The organism is Rhizobium sp. ZX09 (assembly GCF_017357485.1).
In the GTDB taxonomy this organism is placed as follows: Bacteria; Pseudomonadota; Alphaproteobacteria; order Rhizobiales; family Rhizobiaceae; genus Agrobacterium; species Agrobacterium pusense.
This window is the reverse complement of the sequence record NZ_CP031363.1, coordinates 2,156,963-2,175,525: the sequence shown is the minus strand read 5'-3', so window position 1 is coordinate 2,175,525 and position 18,563 is coordinate 2,156,963. Positions and strand designations below refer to the sequence as shown.

Genomic DNA, 18,563 nt, shown 5'->3' with positions numbered 1-18,563 from the left:
TTTCTTTTGCGCGACAGGAGCCACACTGGAGACAATAAGGCGAGAGACAAAACCTCCCGAAAACTGCAATGAGGGGTGGCAATGGCGATGAAACGGATGGTGTCTCCAATCCTTGGTCTTGCCATGCTGGCGGTTGTGCTCGGTGGCGTTCATCTCTTCAGCAAATCCCGGACGACGCAATTGTTCGGGGATATCATTCCGAGGGTCGAGACGCCGAAGTCGGTGGTGGCCCTGACGTTTGACGACGGGCCCTCGGTGCGTTTCACGCCTGAGGTCCTGGCGATCCTGAGGGAACACGGGATCAAAGCGACCTTTTTCCTGACGGGCAAGGAAACTGAAGAAAACCTGCCGCAGGCCCGCATGATCGTCAGCGATGGCCATCAGGTTGGAAACCACAGCTATACGCATTCCAACATGGCCTTGATGGGGTCCGCGCGGATCAGGGACGAGATCGAGCGCACCGATGCGGCCATTCGGACTGCGGGTCATAAAGGTGAGATCATGTTCCGCCCGCCCTATGGCAAGAAGCTGCTCGGCTTGCCATGGTATCTATACCGGCATGACCGGAAAACAATCATGTGGGATGTTGAGCCGGAATCCTATCCAGATATCGCCGAGGATGCAGCGGCTCTTGCGAAGCACGTTATCGAGCACACGGAAAACGGCTCGATCATCATCATGCATGTCATGTATCGCAGCCGCGAGACTTCACGGCAGGCCTTGCCGCTGATCATCGATGGACTGCGTCAGCGCGGGTTCGAGTTCGTGACCGTGTCGCAGCTGCTGGAAAATCGCTGAGACAGCTGCGCTCCGTCCAGCCGCTCCAAAATGAAGTCGGCACGCTCTTCGACGCCTGATTTCGGAAGGACGACGGTTTCATAGTCGAGAGCTTGATAATCCCTGACGAGGCGGTCGTATTCTGCCACGGCCGCGGCAAAATCATGCCGCCGCTCCGCGTCTGCCCGATAGATTTCCGGCCAGGGCGGGGTAAGGAAGACCAGCCTGTTATAGCGATGTTCGCGTTGCAGCGTTTCGATGACGGGGTCACCGCTGACCTCGCGTAGAGCCGAGGCGGCGTCGATCAGGCCGCGATCGAAGAAGACGGTGTCGTGCTCTGGCGCATGCTGACGGTCTTCAAGCGCCACAGCGATGGCGCGGCGCGCAAAGGCTTCGAGGTCTATCCACGGCAGAGCGTTGCCGCCATCGCGGGTTTCTTCGATGACGATGCGGCGGCCCGGTTCCTCCACGGTGGCGAAACCGCGCCGGGCGAGCTCGGCGAGAAGTGTGGATTTTCCGCCGCCGGAGCAACCGGAGAGGATGATGAAACGGTTCATGGGGGTGCGTTCCTGTATTGGGGTTCAGGGCAGGGGGTGGTGATTTTCTGGGAGAGGGTGCCGCGCGTTTCTTCTCCCCGCCGGGGAGAAGGTGGCCCGAAGGGCCGGATGAGGGGGCAAGCTCTCGGTCTTATCGCTACCCTCGCCCCCTCATCCCGCTGCCGCGGACTTCTCCCCGGCGGGGAGAAGAAACAAGGGGCTACCGCTCGTTCAACAAGCAGAATTTGCGTATTTGAGCGAGAATGTGTCGGAAGAGCCTACCATAATTTGGCGAGTCGTCACCCCTGATGCAGAATATGCGCCGCCTTGACCGCGGCAGAGGCGCGGTTCTCCACGCCGAGCTTCACGTAGATCTGTTCGAGATGCTTGTTCACCGTCCGGGCGGACAGGCCGAGAATATCGCCGATATCGCGGTTGGACTTGCCCTTGGCGATCCACAAAAGCACTTCCGACTCCCGCGTCGTCAGCGCGAAATGCTCTTTCAGAAGGTGGTCATCCGACTTTTCGTTGGCGGCGGTCAGGCGAAACAGATGCTCATCCGGGCCCATCGCGCCGAGGAAGGAGAGCTGCAAGGCCGGGCGTCCGGCCTGGGTGATCGTCAGCGGTGCATCGCGACCGGTTTCCGACGCCGCCCTTTCGCCAAGCCAGCGGCCGATATGGCTGACGACGATTTCCATGCCATCATCCCGGCCGGTCGCAGCGTTGACAAGCCGCGTTGCCTGGGGTGTTGACCAGTGGATGGCTCCATTGGCGCGCACGGCAAGCAGGTGTCGGCCGGCGGCGTCAAGCGCCACGCGCGCGCTTTGCGCGGAACGGGCATTGGAAAGATGCACGCGGATGCGGGCGCGCAGCTCATCGATATTGATCGGCTTGGTCAGATAATCGACGCCGCCGGAGTCCAGCGCCCGCACCACATGTTCGGTCTCGGTCAGTCCCGTCATGAAAATGACGGGCACCTGCGCTACCGCCGCATTGGCCTTCAGGCGGCGGCAGGTTTCGAAACCGTCCATGGTGGGCATGACGGCGTCAAGCAGGATGATATCGGGCGTGATGCGTTCGGCAATGTTGAGCGCGGCCTGTCCCGATGTGGCGATGAGGGCGGAAAAGCCGGACTGTTCGAGCGCGTCGGTCAGGAATCCCAGCGCTTCCGGGCTGTCATCCACCAGCAATACGATGTCTCTCGGGGCCGCCGCCTGAGCGCTCATGCCTTGAGGTCTCCCCTGTCACTGTCTTCGAACCGCTTGAGAAAATGCGCGTAACCGGCCAGATCGAAAGCCTGCACATAGGCGCCGAGCTCCTGCGTGAAGGGCAGGTTTTCCGTGTTACGGGCAAGATCGGCGAGTTTCGCTTCGATGCCGCGTATGTAGCCTATTTCGCCCAGCCGCTGCAAATCCTGGATGTGAATGGCGCCCGGATGGACGATCTCGGCAGGCGGCTGCGGCTCCGGCGCGGGGGGCAGATCGGTATCGTAAATCCATTTCAGCCCGAGATGCACGGCGAGCCTGTCGCAGAGGTGGCGGATATCGACCGGCTTGGCGATGGCGTCGTTGTGGTTGTCGTCGCCGGCACCCGCGATCGCACCATCGCCAATATTGGCCGAGAGCATGATGAGCGGCGCAGTCTGCCCCGCCTCGCGCAGCTTCGTCACCAGCTGCCAGCCGGTCATGCCGGGCATGGAAATATCGATGAGGAAAAGGTCTGGCTTCACGCCTTCGATGAGTGTGAGGCATTCCGGGCCACTTTGGGCGGTCAGCACCACGAAATCGAGAGGCGAGAGCACCTGCCGCATCAGCTCGCGATGATCCTCGTTGTCATCGACCACAACGATGGTGCGGCGTGGACCGGAATAGGAGCGGATGGTCTTTTCCTGCGCCGGCGCCGTGCTTGGCCGGTGCACGGCGGATAGCATGAGGCGCACGCGGAAGGTGGAGCCTTTGTCCTTTTCGCTGGAAACGGAAATCTCGCCGCCGAGCGTATTTGTCAGAAGCCTTGTGATGGTGAGGCCGAGGCCGAGGCCTGGCATCGGGCGCACGCTTTCGGCCTCGCCACGCTGGAAGGGTTCGTAGATGCGGGCGAGGTCTTTTTCGGCAATGCCGCGGCCGGTATCCGACACGGTGAAGCTCGCCACCTGGCTGCGATAACCGACATCGAAGGTGACGGCGCCATGATCGGTGAACTTGATGGCGTTGGAAAGCAGGTTCACGAGGATCTGGCGCAGCCGCTTTTCATCGGTTCGCACATATTGCGGCAGAGCCGGCGAGCGGTCGTGGCGGAATTCCAGCCCCTTGGCCTGCGCCTGCGGGCGGAACATATCGACGATCTGATCGAGGAAATCCTGAATGTTGATCTCGTTGGAATAGACCTGCAGGCGGCCCGCCTCGATCTTGGAAATATCGAGAAGCCCATCGATCAGACCCGAGAGGTGGTCGGCGGAGCGGCGGATGACCTTGATCGCCGATTGCCGGGGAGGGGGAATGGTCTCGTCGCGCTCGAGGATCTGGGCATAGCCGAGAACGGCATTCAGCGGCGTGCGTAGCTCGTGGCTGAGGCCGACGACATAACGGCTCTTGGCGCGGTTGGCGGCCTCAGCCGTTTCCTTGGCATCCTGGAGGGCGGCGTCGGTCTTCTTATGGGCGGCGATTTCCTTCAAGAGCAGCGTGTTCTGGCGGGAGGATTCCTCTTCCGCCACCACTCGGCTGTCATGGGCGAGAACCAGAAACCAGCAGACGATGCCGGCGATGACGGCGAAGACGAAAAACACGATGAGGATGGTGCGGTTTACCACATCTGCCGTTTCCGGCGAGGCGGTGCCGACCTGATGCGCGATCATGGCCAGAATGCCACCGATTGTGGTGACGGCAATCGCCGCCGCCATGCCGTAGCGCCCGAGGCGGGTGGCGAGTTTTGCCACAAGCTGTCTCGGCAGGAAGGTCTTGGCGACGGTGGCGACCTGATAGTTCAGCTTCGCCTTCGGCTTGCACATGTCGTGGCAGCGGCTGTCCAGCGAGCAGCAGAGCGAACAGATCGGCGCGGCATAGGCCGGGCACCAGGCCATGTCCTCAGGCTCGAAAGGGTGCTCGCAGATGGAGCAGGTGATACTGCTTTCCGTGCGCCATTGCTGGCGCGGCTTGCGGGCAAGGTAGAATTTGCCTTTGGTGCCCCAGGCAATCAGCGGCGAGGCGATGAAGGCGACGATGAGTGTGAGATAGGGCGCGAGCGAGGCGGCGAGCGGGCCGAAGGTGCCGAAATGCGCCATCAGCGCAATGGTGGCGGAAAGCGCCATGGAGCCGACGCCAACGGGATTAATGTCGTAGAGATGGGCGCGCTTGAACTCTATGCCCGGCGGGGCAAGGCCAAGCGGCTTGTTGATGAAGAGATCGGCCGAGATGGTGCAGAGCCACGCCATGGCGATGATGGAGAAGATGCCGAGCGTTTCCTCAAGCAGCCGGTAGATGCCGAGTTCCATCAAGAGCAGCGCAATGGCCACATTGAACACCAGCCAGACGACGCGGCCGGGGTGGCTGTGGGTGAGGCGGGAGAAAAAATTCGACCAAGCGAGCGACCCCGCATAGGCGTTCATGACGTTGATCTTCAGCTGCGAGACGACCACGAAGGCGACCATCAGCAGCATTGCCGCCGTCTGGTTTGGGATCATATAACCGAAGGCGGTGAGATACATTTGGGCAGGATCGGCGGCGCGGTCGACCGAAACGCCGGAGCTGAAGGTCAGCACGACAAGGAACGAGCCGGCCAAGAGCTTCGGTACGCCGACGACAACCCAGCCCGCACCGGCCAGAAAGACGGCGAGGCGGTGGCGCAGGCGGCTTTGGCCTTCGGCGGGGAGGAAGCGGAGAAAGTCCACCTGTTCGCCGATCTGCGACATCAAAGCCAGAATGACGGCCGAGGCTGCGCCGAATTCCACGAGATTGAAATCCGCGACGGTGCCGGGCGGGCCGGACGCATGGTGAATGCCGGCAAAGGCGCGCCAGAGATCGTATTTCTCCCAGTCCATCAAGGCGATGAAGATGAAGGGCAGGATGTTGAGGACGATCCAGAAGGGCTGGGTGACGATCTGGAAACGGCTGATAAGCCGCACGCCATGGGTGACGAGCGGAATGACCATGACGGCGGAGATGATGTAGCCGATCCAGAGCGGAATGCCGAGCGCCAGTTCCAGCGCGCCGGACATGATCGACGCCTCGATGGCAAAGAGCATGAAGGTGAAGGCGGCGTAAATCAGCGAGGTAATGGTGGAGCCGATGTAACCGAAGCTTGCGCCGCGTGTCAGCAGATCGATATCGACGCCGTGGCGGATGGCATAACGGCTGATCGGAAGGCCGACGGCGAGCATGGCGACGGCGGCGACAAGGATGGCGTAAAAAGCGTTGGTGGTGCCGTAGGAAAGCGTGATGGCCCCGCCGATGGCCTCAAGGGCGAGGAACGATATCGCGCCGATGGCGGTGTGGGAAATGCGGTTGGAGGAAAATTGCCGGGCGCTCTTGGCGGTGAAACGCAGCGCATAATCTTCCAGCGTCTGGTTGGCGACCCAGCGGTTATATTCGCGCCTGACGGGGATGATGCGTTGCCTTGCCGCCATGCCTATTGAGCGCCTTTCCGCCCGCGGCCTTTCACAGGCGCACCGACATGCCGCCATCCACCGTCAGCACATGGCCGTTGACGAAGGAGGCCGCGTCGCTGGCCAGAAACAGGGCCGCACCGGCAATCTCGTCCGGTCTGCCCCAGCGCTCCAGCGGTACGCGCAGCCTGGCAAAGGCCACCATCTCAGGATTTTCGGCAAGGGCGGCGTTGGTTTCGGTGGCGAACATGCCCGGCGCAATCGCGTTGCTGGTGATGCCGCGCGCGCCATATTCCACCGCGATGGCTCGCATCAGGCCCGTCAGCCCCTGCTTGGCGACAGGATAGATCGCATCGCCCGGCCGCACGATGTGGCCAAGAATGGAGGTGATGGTGATGATGCGGCCATAGGTCTTTGCCGCCATGGCTTCCGCCGCATCGCGCGACAGGGAAATGGAGGAGGTGAGGTCGGTGCGGATCAATTCCAGCACGTCCTCATCGCTGAACTCGGACAGCGGGCGGCGGTCGCGCGCGCCGACATTGTTGACGAGAATATCGAGGTGGCCGAGTTCGCTCATGATGCGGTGGACCAGCGCCGCCCCGGCTCTGGTATCGGCAATATCGAAGGCGGCATAATCCGCCTTTCCGCCCGCTTCGCGCAACGTGTCGACCGCCTGTTGCAACGTCTCGGCATTGCGGCCGGTCAGCCAGACATGGGCGCCAGCTTCGGCAAAGGCTTTGGCGATTTCAAAACCGAGGCCGCGGCCGCTGCCGGTGATGATGGCGGTGCGGTTCTTGAGGGAAAATTTGTCGAGAATGCCCATCGTTCACCTTTCTGCTCGAAAGCACATGGCCTGCTTTGAGGTACCGGGGCGAACCCTGTCCGGGTCAAGGAAGCGGCGATGCCATCGCTCAAAACCACGCAGATGCCTGCGCCGGGATGACTATGCCGCATATGGCGACGGGCGAAAGGTCACCTGTCCGCCTGGCCGTTTGGACAGAAAAATGGCGTCGCCCGGTTCGGGCGACGCCATCAATTCGATATCAGGCAGCAGCCGACTTTGCGAGCGGCACTTCCGCGATCGTCTTCAGAACGACGGAAGCGATCTGGTAGGGGCAGCCCTGCGAGTTCGGACGACGGTCTTCAAGGTAACCCTTGTAACCGTTGTTGACGAAGGAGTGCGGAACGCGGATCGACGCGCCACGGTCTGCCACGCCGTAGGAGAACTTGTTCCACGGAGCGGTTTCGTGCTTGCCGGTCAGGCGCAGATGGTTGTCCGGACCGTATACGTCGATGTGCTCTTTCCAGTTCTTGGCAAAAGCGGCCATGAGGGCTTCGAAATATTCCTTGCCGCCAACTTCACGCATGTACTTGGTGGAGAAGTTGCAGTGCATGCCCGAACCGTTCCAGTCGGTGTCGCCGAGCGGCTTGCAATGGAATTCGACGTCGATGCCATACTGTTCGCAAAGACGCAGCAGCAGGTAACGAGCGATCCAGATCTGGTCGGCGGCGCGCTTGGAGCCCTTGCCGAAAATCTGGAATTCCCACTGGCCCTTGGCCACTTCGGCGTTGATGCCTTCGTGGTTGATGCCGGCTTCGAGGCAGAGATCAAGGTGCTCTTCAACGATTTCGCGGGCAACCGAACCGACGTTCTTGAAGCCGACGCCCGTGTAATAAGGACCCTGCGGAGCGGGGTAGCCCTGTTCCGGGAAGCCGAGCGGGCGGCCGTCCTGGTAGAAGAAGTATTCCTGCTCGAAGCCGAACCATGCATCTTCGTCGTCGAGGATGGTTGCGCGGCTGTTCGACGGATGCGGGGTGACGCCATCGGGCATCATGACTTCGCACATGACGAGCGCACCGTTGGAGCGGGCCGGATCCGGGTAGATCGCGACGGGCTTCAGCACGCAATCGGAGGAGTGGCCTTCGGCCTGCTGCGTGGAGGAGCCATCAAAGCCCCAAAGCGGCAGCTGCTCGAGTGTCGGAAATTCATCGAATTCCTTGATCTGGGTCTTGCCGCGCAGGTTGGGGACCGGCTTGTATCCGTCCAGCCAGATGTACTCGAGTTTGAACTTAGTCATTACGAACCTCTCATAGGTAACAATGCGAAGCCTTGAGGCCTCCCGCGGCTTTCACCACCGGAAGCGCATTCGCGTTCAAGGGCTGACCCCTTAGATGCATGCCGCGTGCCAGATTCGCGATATCCGGCGATTTTTTCGAAAAATCTTTCAGGGGCCGTTGGCGCAGGGCCTCTGGATTTCCTGCAAACGGGCTTCTGTTGCGACGCAGCAGGGTAAATCACCCCTCAAGTTTCATCATTGAATCCTGATAGATAGCTGGCGCCCGGCAGTCCCGTGCGATGCTGCGATGCGGGAAATTCAATTGCGCGCGAGGGATTGGCATTTGCCCTAAAAACCAGCGCTTTCGGAATGGTTTTTCTTGTCGAAACCACTGTCTATGCCTATATTTTCCGCAACGTGATTTTTTTTTAATCAAAGGGAGCGAATCCGGCTTTCACGGGTTTGATTCCATGACCAAGTGCTTCGATGCAAACAGAGTGAGATGACCGAAATGGCGACTGGCTTTCATCGTGAGACGGCAACGATCTACCAATTCCCTGTTGGCGGGCGCGCTGGCGTCTCCAAGTTCCGCACTAATGGCTTGAGCGACCTCGAACGCGAGGCGAGAGAGCCGCATGTGGATTTCGGCTCCTGGTATCATGACGAGGCGATCCGGGACGAAGAGAGCGACCGCAAGCCGCATTCTTGATGTGAAACGTTGCCGCGCCTTTCTTCTCCCCGGCGGGGAGAAGAAACAAGCCGAGACCTCTCGGTCTACATAGGCCGCTCTGTCCGGTAGTTCCGTCTCCTGCACCTTTCGCCACCCCGCCTACGTCAATTGACGTATACGGTTTCGCGCTTACGAGATCGATAGTCCCTCCAGCAGCGGCCGAAGATGCCGCTGAGCCTCCACGAGAGGCCAACAAGGAGAGGGGTCCTTCCGATGATGTTCCGCAAGACGCTCAGTGCCGCGCTGCTTGGCGCAATCCTGTCCACCACCGCCTTCCACGGCGCCTTTGCTGCCGATGACACGATCAAGGTCGGTGTGCTGCATTCTCTTTCCGGTACGATGGCCATTTCAGAAACCACGCTGAAAGACGCCATGCTGATGCTCATCGATGAGCAGAACAAGAAGGGCGGCGTGCTCGGCAAGAAGCTCGAAGCCGTCGTGGTCGATCCGGCCTCCGACTGGCCGCTTTTCGCCGAAAAGGCCCGCCAGTTGATTTCGCAGGACAAGGTCGCCGCCGTTTTCGGCTGCTGGACGTCCTCCTCGCGCAAATCCGTTCTGCCTGTTTTCGAAGAGCTGAACTCGATCCTGTTCTACCCGGTTCAGTATGAGGGTGAAGAATCCTCGCGCAACATCTTCTACACGGGTGCCGCCCCCAACCAGCAGGCCATTCCGGCCGTCGATTACCTCGCCAATACCGAAGGCGTCGAGCGCTGGGTTCTGGCCGGCACGGACTATGTCTATCCGCAGACCACCAACAAGATCCTGAAGGCCTACCTGATGTCGAAGGGCGTCAAGGAAGAGGACATCATGATCAACTACACGCCGTTCGGTCATTCCGACTGGCAGACGATCGTGTCCGACATCAAGAAATTCGGCTCGGCCGGCAAGAAGACCGCCGTTGTTTCCACGATCAATGGTGACGCCAACGTGCCCTTCTACAAGGAACTGGCCAACCAGGGCATCAAGGCCGAAGACATTCCGGTCGTCGCCTTCTCGGTGGGTGAAGAAGAGCTCGCCGGTCTCGATACTGCGCCGCTGGTCGGCCACCTTGCCGCCTGGAACTACTTCCAGTCCGTCGATGCGCCAGTCAATGCCGAGTTCATCAAGACCTGGCATGCCTTCACCAAGAACGACAAGCGCGTGACCAACGACCCGATGGAAGCCGCCTATATCGGTTTCAACGCCTGGGTTAAGGCCGTGGAATCCGCCGGCACGACCGATACGGACAAGGTTCTCGACTCGATCATCGGCGTTTCCGTGCCGAACCTCTCTGGCGGTTACTCCACCGTCATGCCGAACCACCACATCACCAAGCCGGTGCTGATCGGTGAAATCCAGGCTGACGGCCAGTTCGAAATCGTGCAGCAGACGCCGCAGGTGGTGGGTGACGAATGGTCGGATTACCTGCCGGACTCGAAGGATCTGATCTCGGATTGGAGGAAGCCGATGTCCTGCGGCAACTTCAACGTGGCGACCGGCAAGTGTGGCGGCAAGGGTAGCTGATTGGTGGAGTTGGGTGCCGCCCTCTTTGGTGGGGGCGGGCCTATTTGGAAACTGAGCAAGGATTACCCCCCTCTGTCCTGCCGGACATCTCCCCCTCAAGGGGGAGATCAGCAAGGCGCTGTTTCGCCACTTCATTCTCAAACGTTGAGATGGCCGAGACCTTGCCGCAGATCGATCTCCCCCCTTGAGGGGGAGATGCCCGGCAGGGCAGAGGGGGGTAAGCCGCATATTCAGGTCGTGCCACACGCAATCGCAGAGTCGCAAACCGCTCCAAGGAACCCGACATGACGATCCGATCTTTTCTCGGAGCCATCTTCCTCTGGCTCACCATGGGGATCGCCGCCCAGTCCCTCGCGCAGAGCGACCCAAAGGCGCTGATCGACCAGCTCGGCACGGCTGATTTCAAGCAGGCCGAAGTGCTGATCGGGCAGATTGCCGCCACTGGCGATGCGCGCGTGGTTCCGGCGCTGGAGGCATTTGCGGCGGGTGATCTTTATGTGCGCAAGTCAGACAATCTCGTCTTCATGACCAAACCTGCCGGTTCCGATTTCACGCTGATCGACCCGCTGACGGGTGAAAGCGCCGGCTCGGCGCCGAAGGCGACCGTTACCAAGATCAGGGTGAACAATAATCTTCGCCGCGTCATCCGCGCCGCGATGGGCGGGCTGACGTTGCTCAGCCCGGAAAAATCCGTGCGGCTTGCAGCGGCTGACGCCGTCCTGAAAGCGCCAAGCGCTGAAAATCTCGAATTGCTGGAAGCGGCCATCGCCAAGGAAACCGATAATGAGGTGCGGACCCGGATGGAGGAGGCGCGGGCTGTCTCGCTGCTCTCCTCCGACCGCCCCCTTGAGGTCAAGAAAGAAGCGATCGCCACCATCAAGGCCCTTGGCGGGCGCGATGCGATCAGCATTCTGATGGCTGCGACGCCTTCGGTTGATCCGAGCCTGAAGCCGGATGTGGACGAGGCGATTTCCAGCATCGAGAGTTCCCTTGCCTTCTGGGATTACGCGCAGAATGTCTGGTACGGCCTGTCGCTCGGCTCTGTGCTGCTGCTCGCCGCCATCGGCCTTGCCATCACCTTCGGCGTCATGGGCATCATCAACATGGCGCACGGTGAAATGGTGATGATCGGTGCCTATTCCACCTTCATGGTGCAGGAGTTGATCCGCAGCCATTTCCCCGGCCTGTTCGACTGGTCACTGGCGATTGCCCTGCCGGCCGCCTTTCTGGTCACGGCCTGCGTCGGCCTCGTCATGGAACGCGGTGTCATCCGCTATCTCTATGGACGACCTCTGGAAACGCTGCTCGCCACCTGGGGCATCTCGCTGATCCTGCAACAGGGCGTGCGCTCCATCTTCGGCCCCACCAATCGGGAGGTCGGCAGCCCGAGCTGGATGTCCGGCTCCTTCAGCGTCGGTTATCTCAATTTCACCTGGAACCGGGTGTGGATCGTCTGTTTCTCGCTCTCCGTCTTCTTCGCGCTTCTGGTTCTCCTGAAGCGCTCGGCCTTCGGCCTGCAGATGCGCGCCGTCACCCAGAACCGCCGCATGGCGTCTTCCATGGGCATCCGCACGCCATGGGTGGATGCCTTCACCTTCGCGCTCGGTTCCGGTGTCGCCGGGCTTGCGGGCGTCGCGCTGTCGCAGATCGACAATGTCTCTCCCAATCTCGGCCAGAGCTACATCATCGACAGTTTCATGGTGGTGGTGTTCGGCGGGGTCGGCAATCTCTGGGGAACGCTGGTCGGCGCCCTGTCGCTCGGCGTGCTCAACAAGTTTCTTGAGCCGACGGTGGGCGCCGTGCTCGGCAAGATCCTCGTGCTCGTTCTCATCATTCTGTTCATCCAGAAGCGGCCGCGCGGTCTCTTCGCACTCAAGGGAAGGGCGATCGAAGCATGATTACCGGCTTCCTCCTGCGCGCGCTCGATCGCCGCATTTCCATCGCCATCGGCATTATTCTCGCGATCGCCGTTCTGGTTCCCGCCTCCAACCTGCTGCTGCCAGCCGACAACGCGTTCCGCATCCCGACCTATATCATGTCGATGCTCGGCAAATATCTGGCCTATGCGCTGCTGGCACTCGCGCTTGATCTGGTCTGGGGTTATTGCGGCATTCTCTCGCTCGGCCACGCCGCCTTCTTTGCGCTCGGCGGTTATGCCATGGGCATGTATCTGATGCGGCAGATCGGCACGCGCGGGGTCTATGGCCATCCGGTGCTGCCTGATTTCATGGTGTTCCTCAACTGGAAGGAATTGCCGTGGTTCTGGCACGGCTTCGACATGTTCTGGTTTGCGGCGCTGATGGTGCTCGTCGTGCCGGGGCTGCTCGCCTTCGTCTTCGGCTGGTTCGCCTTCCGCTCGCGCGTCAATGGCGTTTATCTCTCGATCATTACCCAGGCGATGACCTATGCGCTGCTGCTTGCCTTCTTCCGCAACGACATGGGTTTCGGCGGCAATAATGGCCTCACCGATTTCAAGGATATTCTTGGGTATTCCGTGCAGGCGGATGGCACCCGCGCCGTGCTGTTTGCCATGACGGCCGTGATGCTGGCGCTCTCGCTTTTGATCGCGTCGGGCATCGTCAATTCCAAGTTCGGCAAGGTGCTGGTGGGTGTGCGGGATGCCGAAAGCCGGGTGCGCTTTCTCGGTTTTAGGGTGGAAAACATCAAGCTCTTTACCTTCGTCGTTTCGGCGATGATGGCGGGGATTGCCGGTGCCCTGTTCGTGCCGCAGGTGGGCATCATCAATCCCGGCGAATTTTCGCCCGCCAACTCCATCGAAGTGGTGGTGTGGACGGCGGTCGGCGGGCGCGGCACGCTGATCGGGCCGATCATCGGCGCGGTGCTGGTCAATGGCGGCAAGAGCTATTTCACCGGTGCGTTCCCGGAGTTCTGGCTGTTTGCGCTCGGCGGTCTCTTCATCGCTGTCACGCTGTTCTTCCCCAAGGGCATCGTCGGTACCGTGCAGCATTATCTGGCCGGACGGCGGGAAAAGCGGGTTGCAAGCGCGGCGCGTGAGGCTGGCAACGACACCGCGGTTGCGCAACAGGCGGCGGAGTAAGCCCATGAACACGGTTTCTGAAAACAGAGCGAAAAGCCTGCTTTATCTCGATGGCGTTTCCGTTTCCTTCGATGGGTTCAGGGCGCTGAATTCCCTCTCCTTCGTGGTGGAGCCGGGCGAGCTTCGCGCCATCATCGGCCCGAATGGCGCTGGCAAAACGACGATGATGGATATCATCACCGGCAAGACGCGACCGGATACGGGCACGGTACTCTTTGAAGACAGTATCGATCTCACCAAAAAGGACGAGGCGGATATCGCCCAGCTCGGCATCGGCCGGAAATTCCAGAAGCCGACGGTGTTTGAAAGCCATACCGTGTGGGACAATCTGGAACTGGCGCTGAACCGCAAGCGCGGCGTGTTCGCAACCCTGTTCTATCGGCTGGCGGAGGAAGACAAGGCGCGTATCGAGGAAATCCTCGCCACCGTGCGGCTTGGCCACCGCCGCGGCGATCTCGCCGCCAATCTCTCGCATGGGCAGAAGCAGTGGCTGGAGATCGGCATGCTGCTGGCACAGGAGCCGAAGCTTCTCTTGGTGGATGAGCCGGTGGCGGGCATGACGGATGCAGAGACCGCTGAAACCGCGGTGCTGCTGAAAGAAATCGCCAAGACGCGTTCGGTGGTGGTGGTTGAGCACGATATGGGCTTCATCCGCGAGCTGGGGGTGAAGGTGACGTGCCTTGCGGAAGGCTCGGTGCTGGCTGAGGGGTCGATCGACTTCGTGTCGAGCGATCCGAAGGTGATCGAGAATTATCTGGGGCGGTGATGGTGGTGTTTGCGTTTGCCGTGACCGTACCCCCCTCTGCCCTGCCGGGCATCTCCCCCTCAAGGGGGGAGATCAGATGCCGCCCTCGCTCGTTCCTTTGCCACGATGCTATGGGGAAGAGTGTTCGCCACTTGCCAATCTCCCCCCTTGAGGGGGAGATGCCCGGCAGGGCAGAGGGGGGTAGCGCCGCCCACCATACCGTCATTGGAGTTTCACCATGCTGACAGTCGACAACATCAACCTCCATTACGGCGCAGCGCAGGCGCTGCGCGGCGTGTCGCTGAAGGCCGAGATGGGGAAGATCACCTGCGTTCTCGGCCGCAACGGCGTCGGCAAAAGTTCGCTGCTGCGGGCCGTGACCGGCCAGCAGGCCACCAGCGCCGGCACGATCCGTTTCGGCGATGCGGCGCTGGACGGGCTGGCACCTTACCAGCGGGCAAAACGCGGCGTCGGTTACGTGCCGCAGGGGCGGGAAATCTTTCCGTTGCTCAGCGTGCAGGAAAATCTGGAGAGCGGTTATGCGCCGCTGTCGCGCAAGGAGCGGTTCATCCCGGATGATATTTTCAGCCTGTTTCCCGTGCTGCAGACCATGCTGTCACGCCGCGGCGGCGATCTCTCCGGCGGGCAGCAGCAGCAGCTTGCCATCGGCCGGGCGCTGGTCACGCGGCCGAAAATCCTCGTTCTCGACGAACCGACCGAGGGCATCCAGCCGTCGATCATCAAGGATATCGGCCGGGCCATCAAATATCTGCGCGATTCCACCGGCATGGCGATTTTGCTGGTTGAGCAATATCTGGATTTCTGCCGCGAACTTGCCGATTACGTCTACATCATGGACCGCGGTGAAATCGTGCATCAAGGCCTCGCTGAAACGCTGGATATGCCGGAAGCGAGGCGGCATCTGACAGTATAAACCGAGACCAAAGCCTGTGCGCGCCGATCACGGCGTGCAAACGGGCGATTAATATTTTGAAAGCCTATGCGCCTCGACATGGCTTTCATGCGTAATTTTAGCATTTCATTGAATAACCGCCTGTGATATTGGCAGCGAAAATGCTGCATGCGAGACACAGGAAAAGTCTATTCGCACGCCGCGACAGTTGATCCCTTACATTCCACGCACGTCCGACGTATTGTCGGAAAACTGTGCCAATAAAGGCGTGTCAATGATTCAAGACTTTGCAGTGGGCCGGGCCTCCCGGTTGGTTCGTTCCGCACGCAGCCTGCTTCTTGGGCTGGCGATCAGCGCAGGCGCAGGAGCTGCAGCGTCGGCATCGACCTGCGGTCAGGGTATTGGCCCCGGCATGGAACCGGGTCGGCATGATTTTTCCATTCTCTCTAACGGGCAGAAACGCGACGGCGTCTATTTTGTTCCATCCGCCTATGATGGAAATAAGCCCCTGCCTGTCGTATTCGATTTCCACGGCTCCAACAGCAACCCGCACGGCCAGCTGAACCGCAGCGGCTGGGACAAGCTTGCTGAGCGTGATGGTCTTGTGGTCGTCGCGCTGGCGGGCAGTTTAAATGGCGAATTGCCGGGCACCCATGCCTGGAATGTTCCCGGCGTTACAACACGCCCCGGCGGGCTGGACGAGGTGAGCTTCATTCATGAAGCGATTGCCATGGTGAAGGGCAAGTTCTGCGTCGATGAGGAACGTTTTTACGGTTCCGGTTATTCCGGCGGCGGGCGCATGCTGTCGCAATTCATCTGCACCGGAGCCAAGGATTTTAATGCCGCCGGTTTTGTCGCGTCGCTGCGCGCGGGTTATCCGCTGGAGACCGAAGGCAAATGGGCACCGGATGTGGCAAGCTGCACACCGGCGCGGCCGATGTCGATCATCGCCTTTGCCGGGCTGAAGGATCCAGCCAATCCCTATCAGGGCGGCGGCAAATCCTATTGGCAATATAGCGGCGAGACGGCGCTGAAGCGCTGGGCCGAAATGGATGGTTGCAAGGGCGCCGCCAAAAGCAAGGTGGGCGAGAGCTTCACCGTCAATTCTTACGATGTCTGCAAGGCAGGCGCACGCATCCAGTCCTATGTCATCGAGAACTGGGACCATGCCTGGCCGCGCGCCACCATGAAGGCCGAGGTTCTGGCCGCAAACGCCGTTGTTACCCGCAAGCCGGGCGGCGAGCAGACACCGAAGGCGGAGCCCGCCGTGGAGCGCAAGATGCCCACAGGCGAAGTGACGCGGACTGTTGATGCAGCCGAGAGAATGTGGGATTTCTTCCGAAACACGGAAGGTCAGCTTGTCGTGGACGCCGTCGTCAAGAAGGATTGCGTCGCCAAGGCCAATCCCGCTTCCGCAACCGCTTCGGAGACCGCGTGCAGCAGCAACAGCAAGCCATCAGCCCTTCCGGTTGCGAAGACGCTCAACCTGTCCGGCAACAGCGCGCCCGTGGCAGAGGACGCATTGTAACGAAGGCAGTTGAAGGGCGCAGCCGGCTGGACGAATTGTTTCAGGAGGGCTGCGCCAAGATCCGTCTTCCGGAAACCTACTCGAACGAAGCAGAAGCCATTCTCATCAATTCCTCCGGTGGTTTGACCGGCGGAGACGAACTTGAATGGCAGGCCGTCGCCGGCGCCGGTACCTCGCTTGTGGTCACCACGCAGGCCTGCGAGAAGGTCTACAAGGCGTCGTCGGGCACAGCCACCGTGACCGCGCGTGTTTCCGCCGGGCCGGGTGCGAAGCTGCACTGGCTGCCGCAGGAAACGATCCTCTTCGACCGCGCGTCGCTGACGCGAAGGCTCGAAGCCGATCTCGACCAATCCTCAGAATTCATCGCCGTCGAAGCGGTGCTGCTTGGTCGTCAGGCCATGGGCGAGGCGATGACGCATGGGCTTTTTCGTGACCGCTGGCGCATTCGCCACGGCGGCAAGCTGGTGCATGCAGAAGAGTTGCTGCTTGCTGGCGAGGTGGCGGCGCTGACCGCGAGACCGGCGGTTCTGGCCGGGCAGGTTGCCTTTGCCACGCTGCTTTACATCGGGCCTCTGGCCGAGGCGCTTCTGCCTAAAATCCGGGCGATTGCCGGGGAAAGCGGCGGTGCCAGCGAGTGGCAGGGCAAGCTCGTCGTGCGCGTGTCCGCCGCTGATGGTTTCTCCTTGAGAAAATTGCTTTTTCCGATCATTTCGCTCTTGCGAAACGGCACGCCAGTGCCGAAAGTCTGGAATCTGTAAACCCCTCGGATCGTCTAGTGACAGGCGTTCTTCGGGGTCTGTCAAATGTCGGATCTGGTCTCCAGCAAACCTCGTTTGTGGAGCAGATGCCAAGCCGTGGGACGACGATGAACCTTAGCCCAAGAGAAAAAGACAAGCTGCTGATTTCCATGGCCGCCATGGTGGCGCGCCGCCGGCTGGAACGCGGCGTCAAGCTGAACTATCCCGAAGCGATTGCGCTGATTACCGATTTCGTGGTGGAGGGCGCACGCGATGGCCGCGCCGTGGCCGACCTGATGGAGGCGGGCGCGCATGTCATTTCCCGTGATCAGGTGATGGACGGCATTGCCGAGATGATCCACGATGTGCAGGTGGAAGCGACCTTCCCTGACGGCACCAAGCTGGTGACCGTTCACGAACCGATCCGGTGAGGTGACGTATGGCGCTGGAACTTCGGCCCAATTGCGAATGCTGTGACCGTGATCTAGCGCCCGACAGCGGGGACGCGATGATCTGCTCGTTCGAATGCACTTTCTGCGCTGATTGCGTGACCGGCGTGCTCAAGGGCGCGTGCCCGAATTGCGGTGGCGAACTGGTGCGAAGGCCCGTCCGCCCGGCGGGAAAGCTCATCAATAACCCGGCATCGACAAAACGGGTGCTGAAGGCGGAAGGCTGCGCAGCAGCCACGGCCGCATAAGAACGATAAGGGGAACACCGATGAAACCAGGCGAAATCATTGCCGCCGAAGGCACCATCGAACTCAATGCCGGCCAGCCGACCGTGACGATCGAAGTGGCCAATTCGGGCGACCGGCCGGTACAGGTGGGCAGCCACTACCATTTCTTCGAGACCAATGCGGGTCTCATTTTCGATCGCGAAAAGGCGCGCGGCATGCGTCTCGATATTCCGGCCGGCACGGCGGTGCGTTTCGAGCCTGGCCAGAAGCGGGAAGTGACGCTGGTGCCGCTTTCCGGCAAGCGGGAGGTTTATGGTTTCCGTCAACAGGTCATGGGGAGGTTATGAAATGGCGACGGCGCATTATCATGGAAGCTGCCAGTGCGGCAGCGTCAGCTTCGAGGTCGATGCCGATCTCGATCACACTGTTGTCTGCAATTGTTCGCGGTGCAAACGTCTGGGCTCCACGCTCGCCTTCGCGCCGCGTGACAAGTTCACGTTGCTTTCCGGCGAGGGCACGCTGAGTGAATATCTCTTCAACAAACACAGGATCCATCATTTTTTCTGCTCCACCTGCGGCATTGAAAGCTTTGCCTATGCCGATGGGCCTGACGGTACGCCGATGGTGGCGGTCAATGCCAATTGTCTCGATGGCGTCGATCCGCGGGCGCTGAAGCCGCAGGCTTATGACGGCGCGGCGGCCTGAG

Annotated in this window: 18 protein-coding genes; 13 read left to right on the top strand and 5 right to left on the bottom strand. The window is 60.7% G+C overall.

Annotation, left to right across the window (positions count from 1 at the left end):
* The first annotated feature begins 81 nt into the window (after nt 1–81).
* Complete coding sequence (locus BTN45_RS10865; protein ID WP_207587715.1) at nt 82–798, top strand: polysaccharide deacetylase family protein; 717 nt, start codon at nt 82–84, stop codon at nt 796–798.
* Here BTN45_RS10865 and BTN45_RS10860 read toward each other — a convergent pair.
* The 5 genes from BTN45_RS10860 to BTN45_RS10840 form a co-directional block, all read right to left on the bottom strand.
* Nucleotides 747–1,334: an AAA family ATPase gene (locus BTN45_RS10860; protein ID WP_022556814.1), complete on the bottom strand. Its 588-nt coding sequence runs from the start codon at nt 1,332–1,334 to the stop codon at nt 747–749. The genes BTN45_RS10865 and BTN45_RS10860 overlap by 52 nt on opposite strands.
* 278 nt (nt 1,335–1,612) lie before the next feature.
* A complete protein-coding gene (locus BTN45_RS10855; protein WP_004443339.1) occupies nt 1,613–2,539 on the bottom strand; it encodes a response regulator in 927 nt (308 codons plus the stop codon).
* Nucleotides 2,536–5,931, bottom strand: a complete 3,396-nt coding sequence (locus tag BTN45_RS10850) for an ATP-binding protein (protein WP_207587699.1) — start codon at nt 5,929–5,931, stop codon at nt 2,536–2,538. The genes BTN45_RS10855 and BTN45_RS10850 overlap by 4 nt, the downstream gene beginning before the upstream one ends.
* A gap of 31 nt (nt 5,932–5,962) precedes the next feature.
* Nucleotides 5,963–6,733, bottom strand: coding sequence for an SDR family oxidoreductase (locus tag BTN45_RS10845; RefSeq protein ID WP_207587697.1), 771 nt, complete (start codon nt 6,731–6,733; stop codon nt 5,963–5,965).
* A gap of 220 nt (nt 6,734–6,953) precedes the next feature.
* Entirely contained in the window at nt 6,954–7,988 is a 1,035-nt protein-coding gene (locus BTN45_RS10840; RefSeq protein WP_006700347.1) for a glutamine synthetase beta-grasp domain-containing protein, read from the bottom strand.
* 481 nt (nt 7,989–8,469) lie between these two features.
* Between BTN45_RS10840 and BTN45_RS10835 the strand changes: the two genes are divergently transcribed.
* The 12 genes from BTN45_RS10835 (at nt 8,470) to BTN45_RS10780 (ending at nt 18,562) form a co-directional block, all read left to right on the top strand.
* Entirely contained in the window at nt 8,470–8,676 is a 207-nt protein-coding gene (locus BTN45_RS10835) for a DUF2735 domain-containing protein (RefSeq protein WP_006700348.1), read from the top strand.
* 234 nt (nt 8,677–8,910) lie between these two features.
* Nucleotides 8,911–10,200 carry an urea ABC transporter substrate-binding protein gene (gene urtA, locus BTN45_RS10830; RefSeq protein ID WP_004443324.1) on the top strand — a complete coding sequence of 430 codons (1,290 nt, stop codon included), beginning with the start codon at nt 8,911–8,913 and terminating at the stop codon, nt 10,198–10,200.
* Between the two features lie 284 nt (nt 10,201–10,484).
* A complete protein-coding gene (gene urtB, locus BTN45_RS10825) occupies nt 10,485–12,098 on the top strand; it encodes an urea ABC transporter permease subunit UrtB (protein ID WP_006699545.1) in 1,614 nt (537 codons plus the stop codon).
* Nucleotides 12,095–13,258 (top strand): urea ABC transporter permease subunit UrtC, encoded by a 1,164-nt coding sequence (urtC, locus tag BTN45_RS10820; protein WP_207587695.1) that lies wholly within the window; start codon nt 12,095–12,097, stop codon nt 13,256–13,258. Before urtB ends, urtC begins: the two co-directional genes overlap by 4 nt.
* A gap of 4 nt (nt 13,259–13,262) precedes the next feature.
* Nucleotides 13,263–14,024: an urea ABC transporter ATP-binding protein UrtD gene (urtD, locus tag BTN45_RS10815; RefSeq protein ID WP_207587693.1), complete on the top strand. Its 762-nt coding sequence runs from the start codon at nt 13,263–13,265 to the stop codon at nt 14,022–14,024.
* A 217-nt stretch (nt 14,025–14,241) separates the two neighbouring features.
* Nucleotides 14,242–14,937, top strand: coding sequence for an urea ABC transporter ATP-binding subunit UrtE (gene urtE / locus BTN45_RS10810; protein WP_004443309.1), 696 nt, complete (start codon nt 14,242–14,244; stop codon nt 14,935–14,937).
* Nucleotides 14,938–15,190: 253 nt separating this feature from the next.
* The gene (locus BTN45_RS10805) at nt 15,191–16,444 is read left to right on the top strand and encodes a polyhydroxybutyrate depolymerase (RefSeq protein ID WP_207587691.1); all 1,254 of its coding nucleotides are present in this window, start codon (nt 15,191–15,193) and stop codon (nt 16,442–16,444) included.
* Nucleotides 16,351–17,202, top strand: a complete 852-nt coding sequence (locus BTN45_RS10800) for an urease accessory protein UreD (protein WP_207587688.1) — start codon at nt 16,351–16,353, stop codon at nt 17,200–17,202. The genes BTN45_RS10805 and BTN45_RS10800 overlap by 94 nt, the downstream gene beginning before the upstream one ends.
* Before the next feature lie 107 nt (nt 17,203–17,309).
* Nucleotides 17,310–17,612 (top strand): urease subunit gamma, encoded by a 303-nt coding sequence (locus BTN45_RS10795; RefSeq protein ID WP_004443305.1) that lies wholly within the window; start codon nt 17,310–17,312, stop codon nt 17,610–17,612.
* An 8-nt stretch (nt 17,613–17,620) separates the two neighbouring features.
* Nucleotides 17,621–17,878 (top strand): DUF1272 domain-containing protein, encoded by a 258-nt coding sequence (locus tag BTN45_RS10790; protein WP_048902744.1) that lies wholly within the window; start codon nt 17,621–17,623, stop codon nt 17,876–17,878.
* A 20-nt stretch (nt 17,879–17,898) separates the two neighbouring features.
* On the top strand, nt 17,899–18,204 hold the full coding sequence (locus BTN45_RS10785; protein WP_006699550.1) for an urease subunit beta: 306 nt from the start codon (nt 17,899–17,901) through the stop codon (nt 18,202–18,204).
* A gap of 1 nt (nt 18,205) precedes the next feature.
* Complete coding sequence (locus BTN45_RS10780) at nt 18,206–18,562, top strand: GFA family protein (protein WP_045532183.1); 357 nt, start codon at nt 18,206–18,208, stop codon at nt 18,560–18,562.
* Nucleotide 18,563: the final 1 nt, after the last annotated feature.

What these genes read in the sequence shown, in the direction of transcription:
- BTN45_RS10840 (WP_006700347.1), bottom strand. Translation starts at nt 7,988, where the DNA reads ATGACTAAGTTCAAACTCGAGTACATCTGGCTGGACGGATACAAGCCG.
- urtB (WP_006699545.1), top strand. Translation starts at nt 10,485, where the DNA reads ATGACGATCCGATCTTTTCTCGGAGCCATCTTCCTCTGGCTCACCATG.
- BTN45_RS10785 (WP_006699550.1), top strand. Translation starts at nt 17,899, where the DNA reads ATGAAACCAGGCGAAATCATTGCCGCCGAAGGCACCATCGAACTCAAT.
- BTN45_RS10795 (WP_004443305.1), top strand. Translation starts at nt 17,310, where the DNA reads ATGAACCTTAGCCCAAGAGAAAAAGACAAGCTGCTGATTTCCATGGCC.
- urtE (WP_004443309.1), top strand. Translation starts at nt 14,242, where the DNA reads ATGCTGACAGTCGACAACATCAACCTCCATTACGGCGCAGCGCAGGCG.
- BTN45_RS10780 (WP_045532183.1), top strand. Translation starts at nt 18,206, where the DNA reads ATGGCGACGGCGCATTATCATGGAAGCTGCCAGTGCGGCAGCGTCAGC.
- urtA (WP_004443324.1), top strand. Translation starts at nt 8,911, where the DNA reads ATGATGTTCCGCAAGACGCTCAGTGCCGCGCTGCTTGGCGCAATCCTG.
- BTN45_RS10865 (WP_207587715.1), top strand. Translation starts at nt 82, where the DNA reads ATGGCGATGAAACGGATGGTGTCTCCAATCCTTGGTCTTGCCATGCTG.
- BTN45_RS10845 (WP_207587697.1), bottom strand. Translation starts at nt 6,733, where the DNA reads ATGGGCATTCTCGACAAATTTTCCCTCAAGAACCGCACCGCCATCATC.
- BTN45_RS10805 (WP_207587691.1), top strand. Translation starts at nt 15,191, where the DNA reads ATGATTCAAGACTTTGCAGTGGGCCGGGCCTCCCGGTTGGTTCGTTCC.
- BTN45_RS10835 (WP_006700348.1), top strand. Translation starts at nt 8,470, where the DNA reads ATGACCGAAATGGCGACTGGCTTTCATCGTGAGACGGCAACGATCTAC.
- BTN45_RS10850 (WP_207587699.1), bottom strand. Translation starts at nt 5,931, where the DNA reads ATGGCGGCAAGGCAACGCATCATCCCCGTCAGGCGCGAATATAACCGC.
- urtC (WP_207587695.1), top strand. Translation starts at nt 12,095, where the DNA reads ATGATTACCGGCTTCCTCCTGCGCGCGCTCGATCGCCGCATTTCCATC.
- urtD (WP_207587693.1), top strand. Translation starts at nt 13,263, where the DNA reads ATGAACACGGTTTCTGAAAACAGAGCGAAAAGCCTGCTTTATCTCGAT.
- BTN45_RS10855 (WP_004443339.1), bottom strand. Translation starts at nt 2,539, where the DNA reads ATGAGCGCTCAGGCGGCGGCCCCGAGAGACATCGTATTGCTGGTGGAT.
- BTN45_RS10860 (WP_022556814.1), bottom strand. Translation starts at nt 1,334, where the DNA reads ATGAACCGTTTCATCATCCTCTCCGGTTGCTCCGGCGGCGGAAAATCC.
- BTN45_RS10790 (WP_048902744.1), top strand. Translation starts at nt 17,621, where the DNA reads ATGGCGCTGGAACTTCGGCCCAATTGCGAATGCTGTGACCGTGATCTA.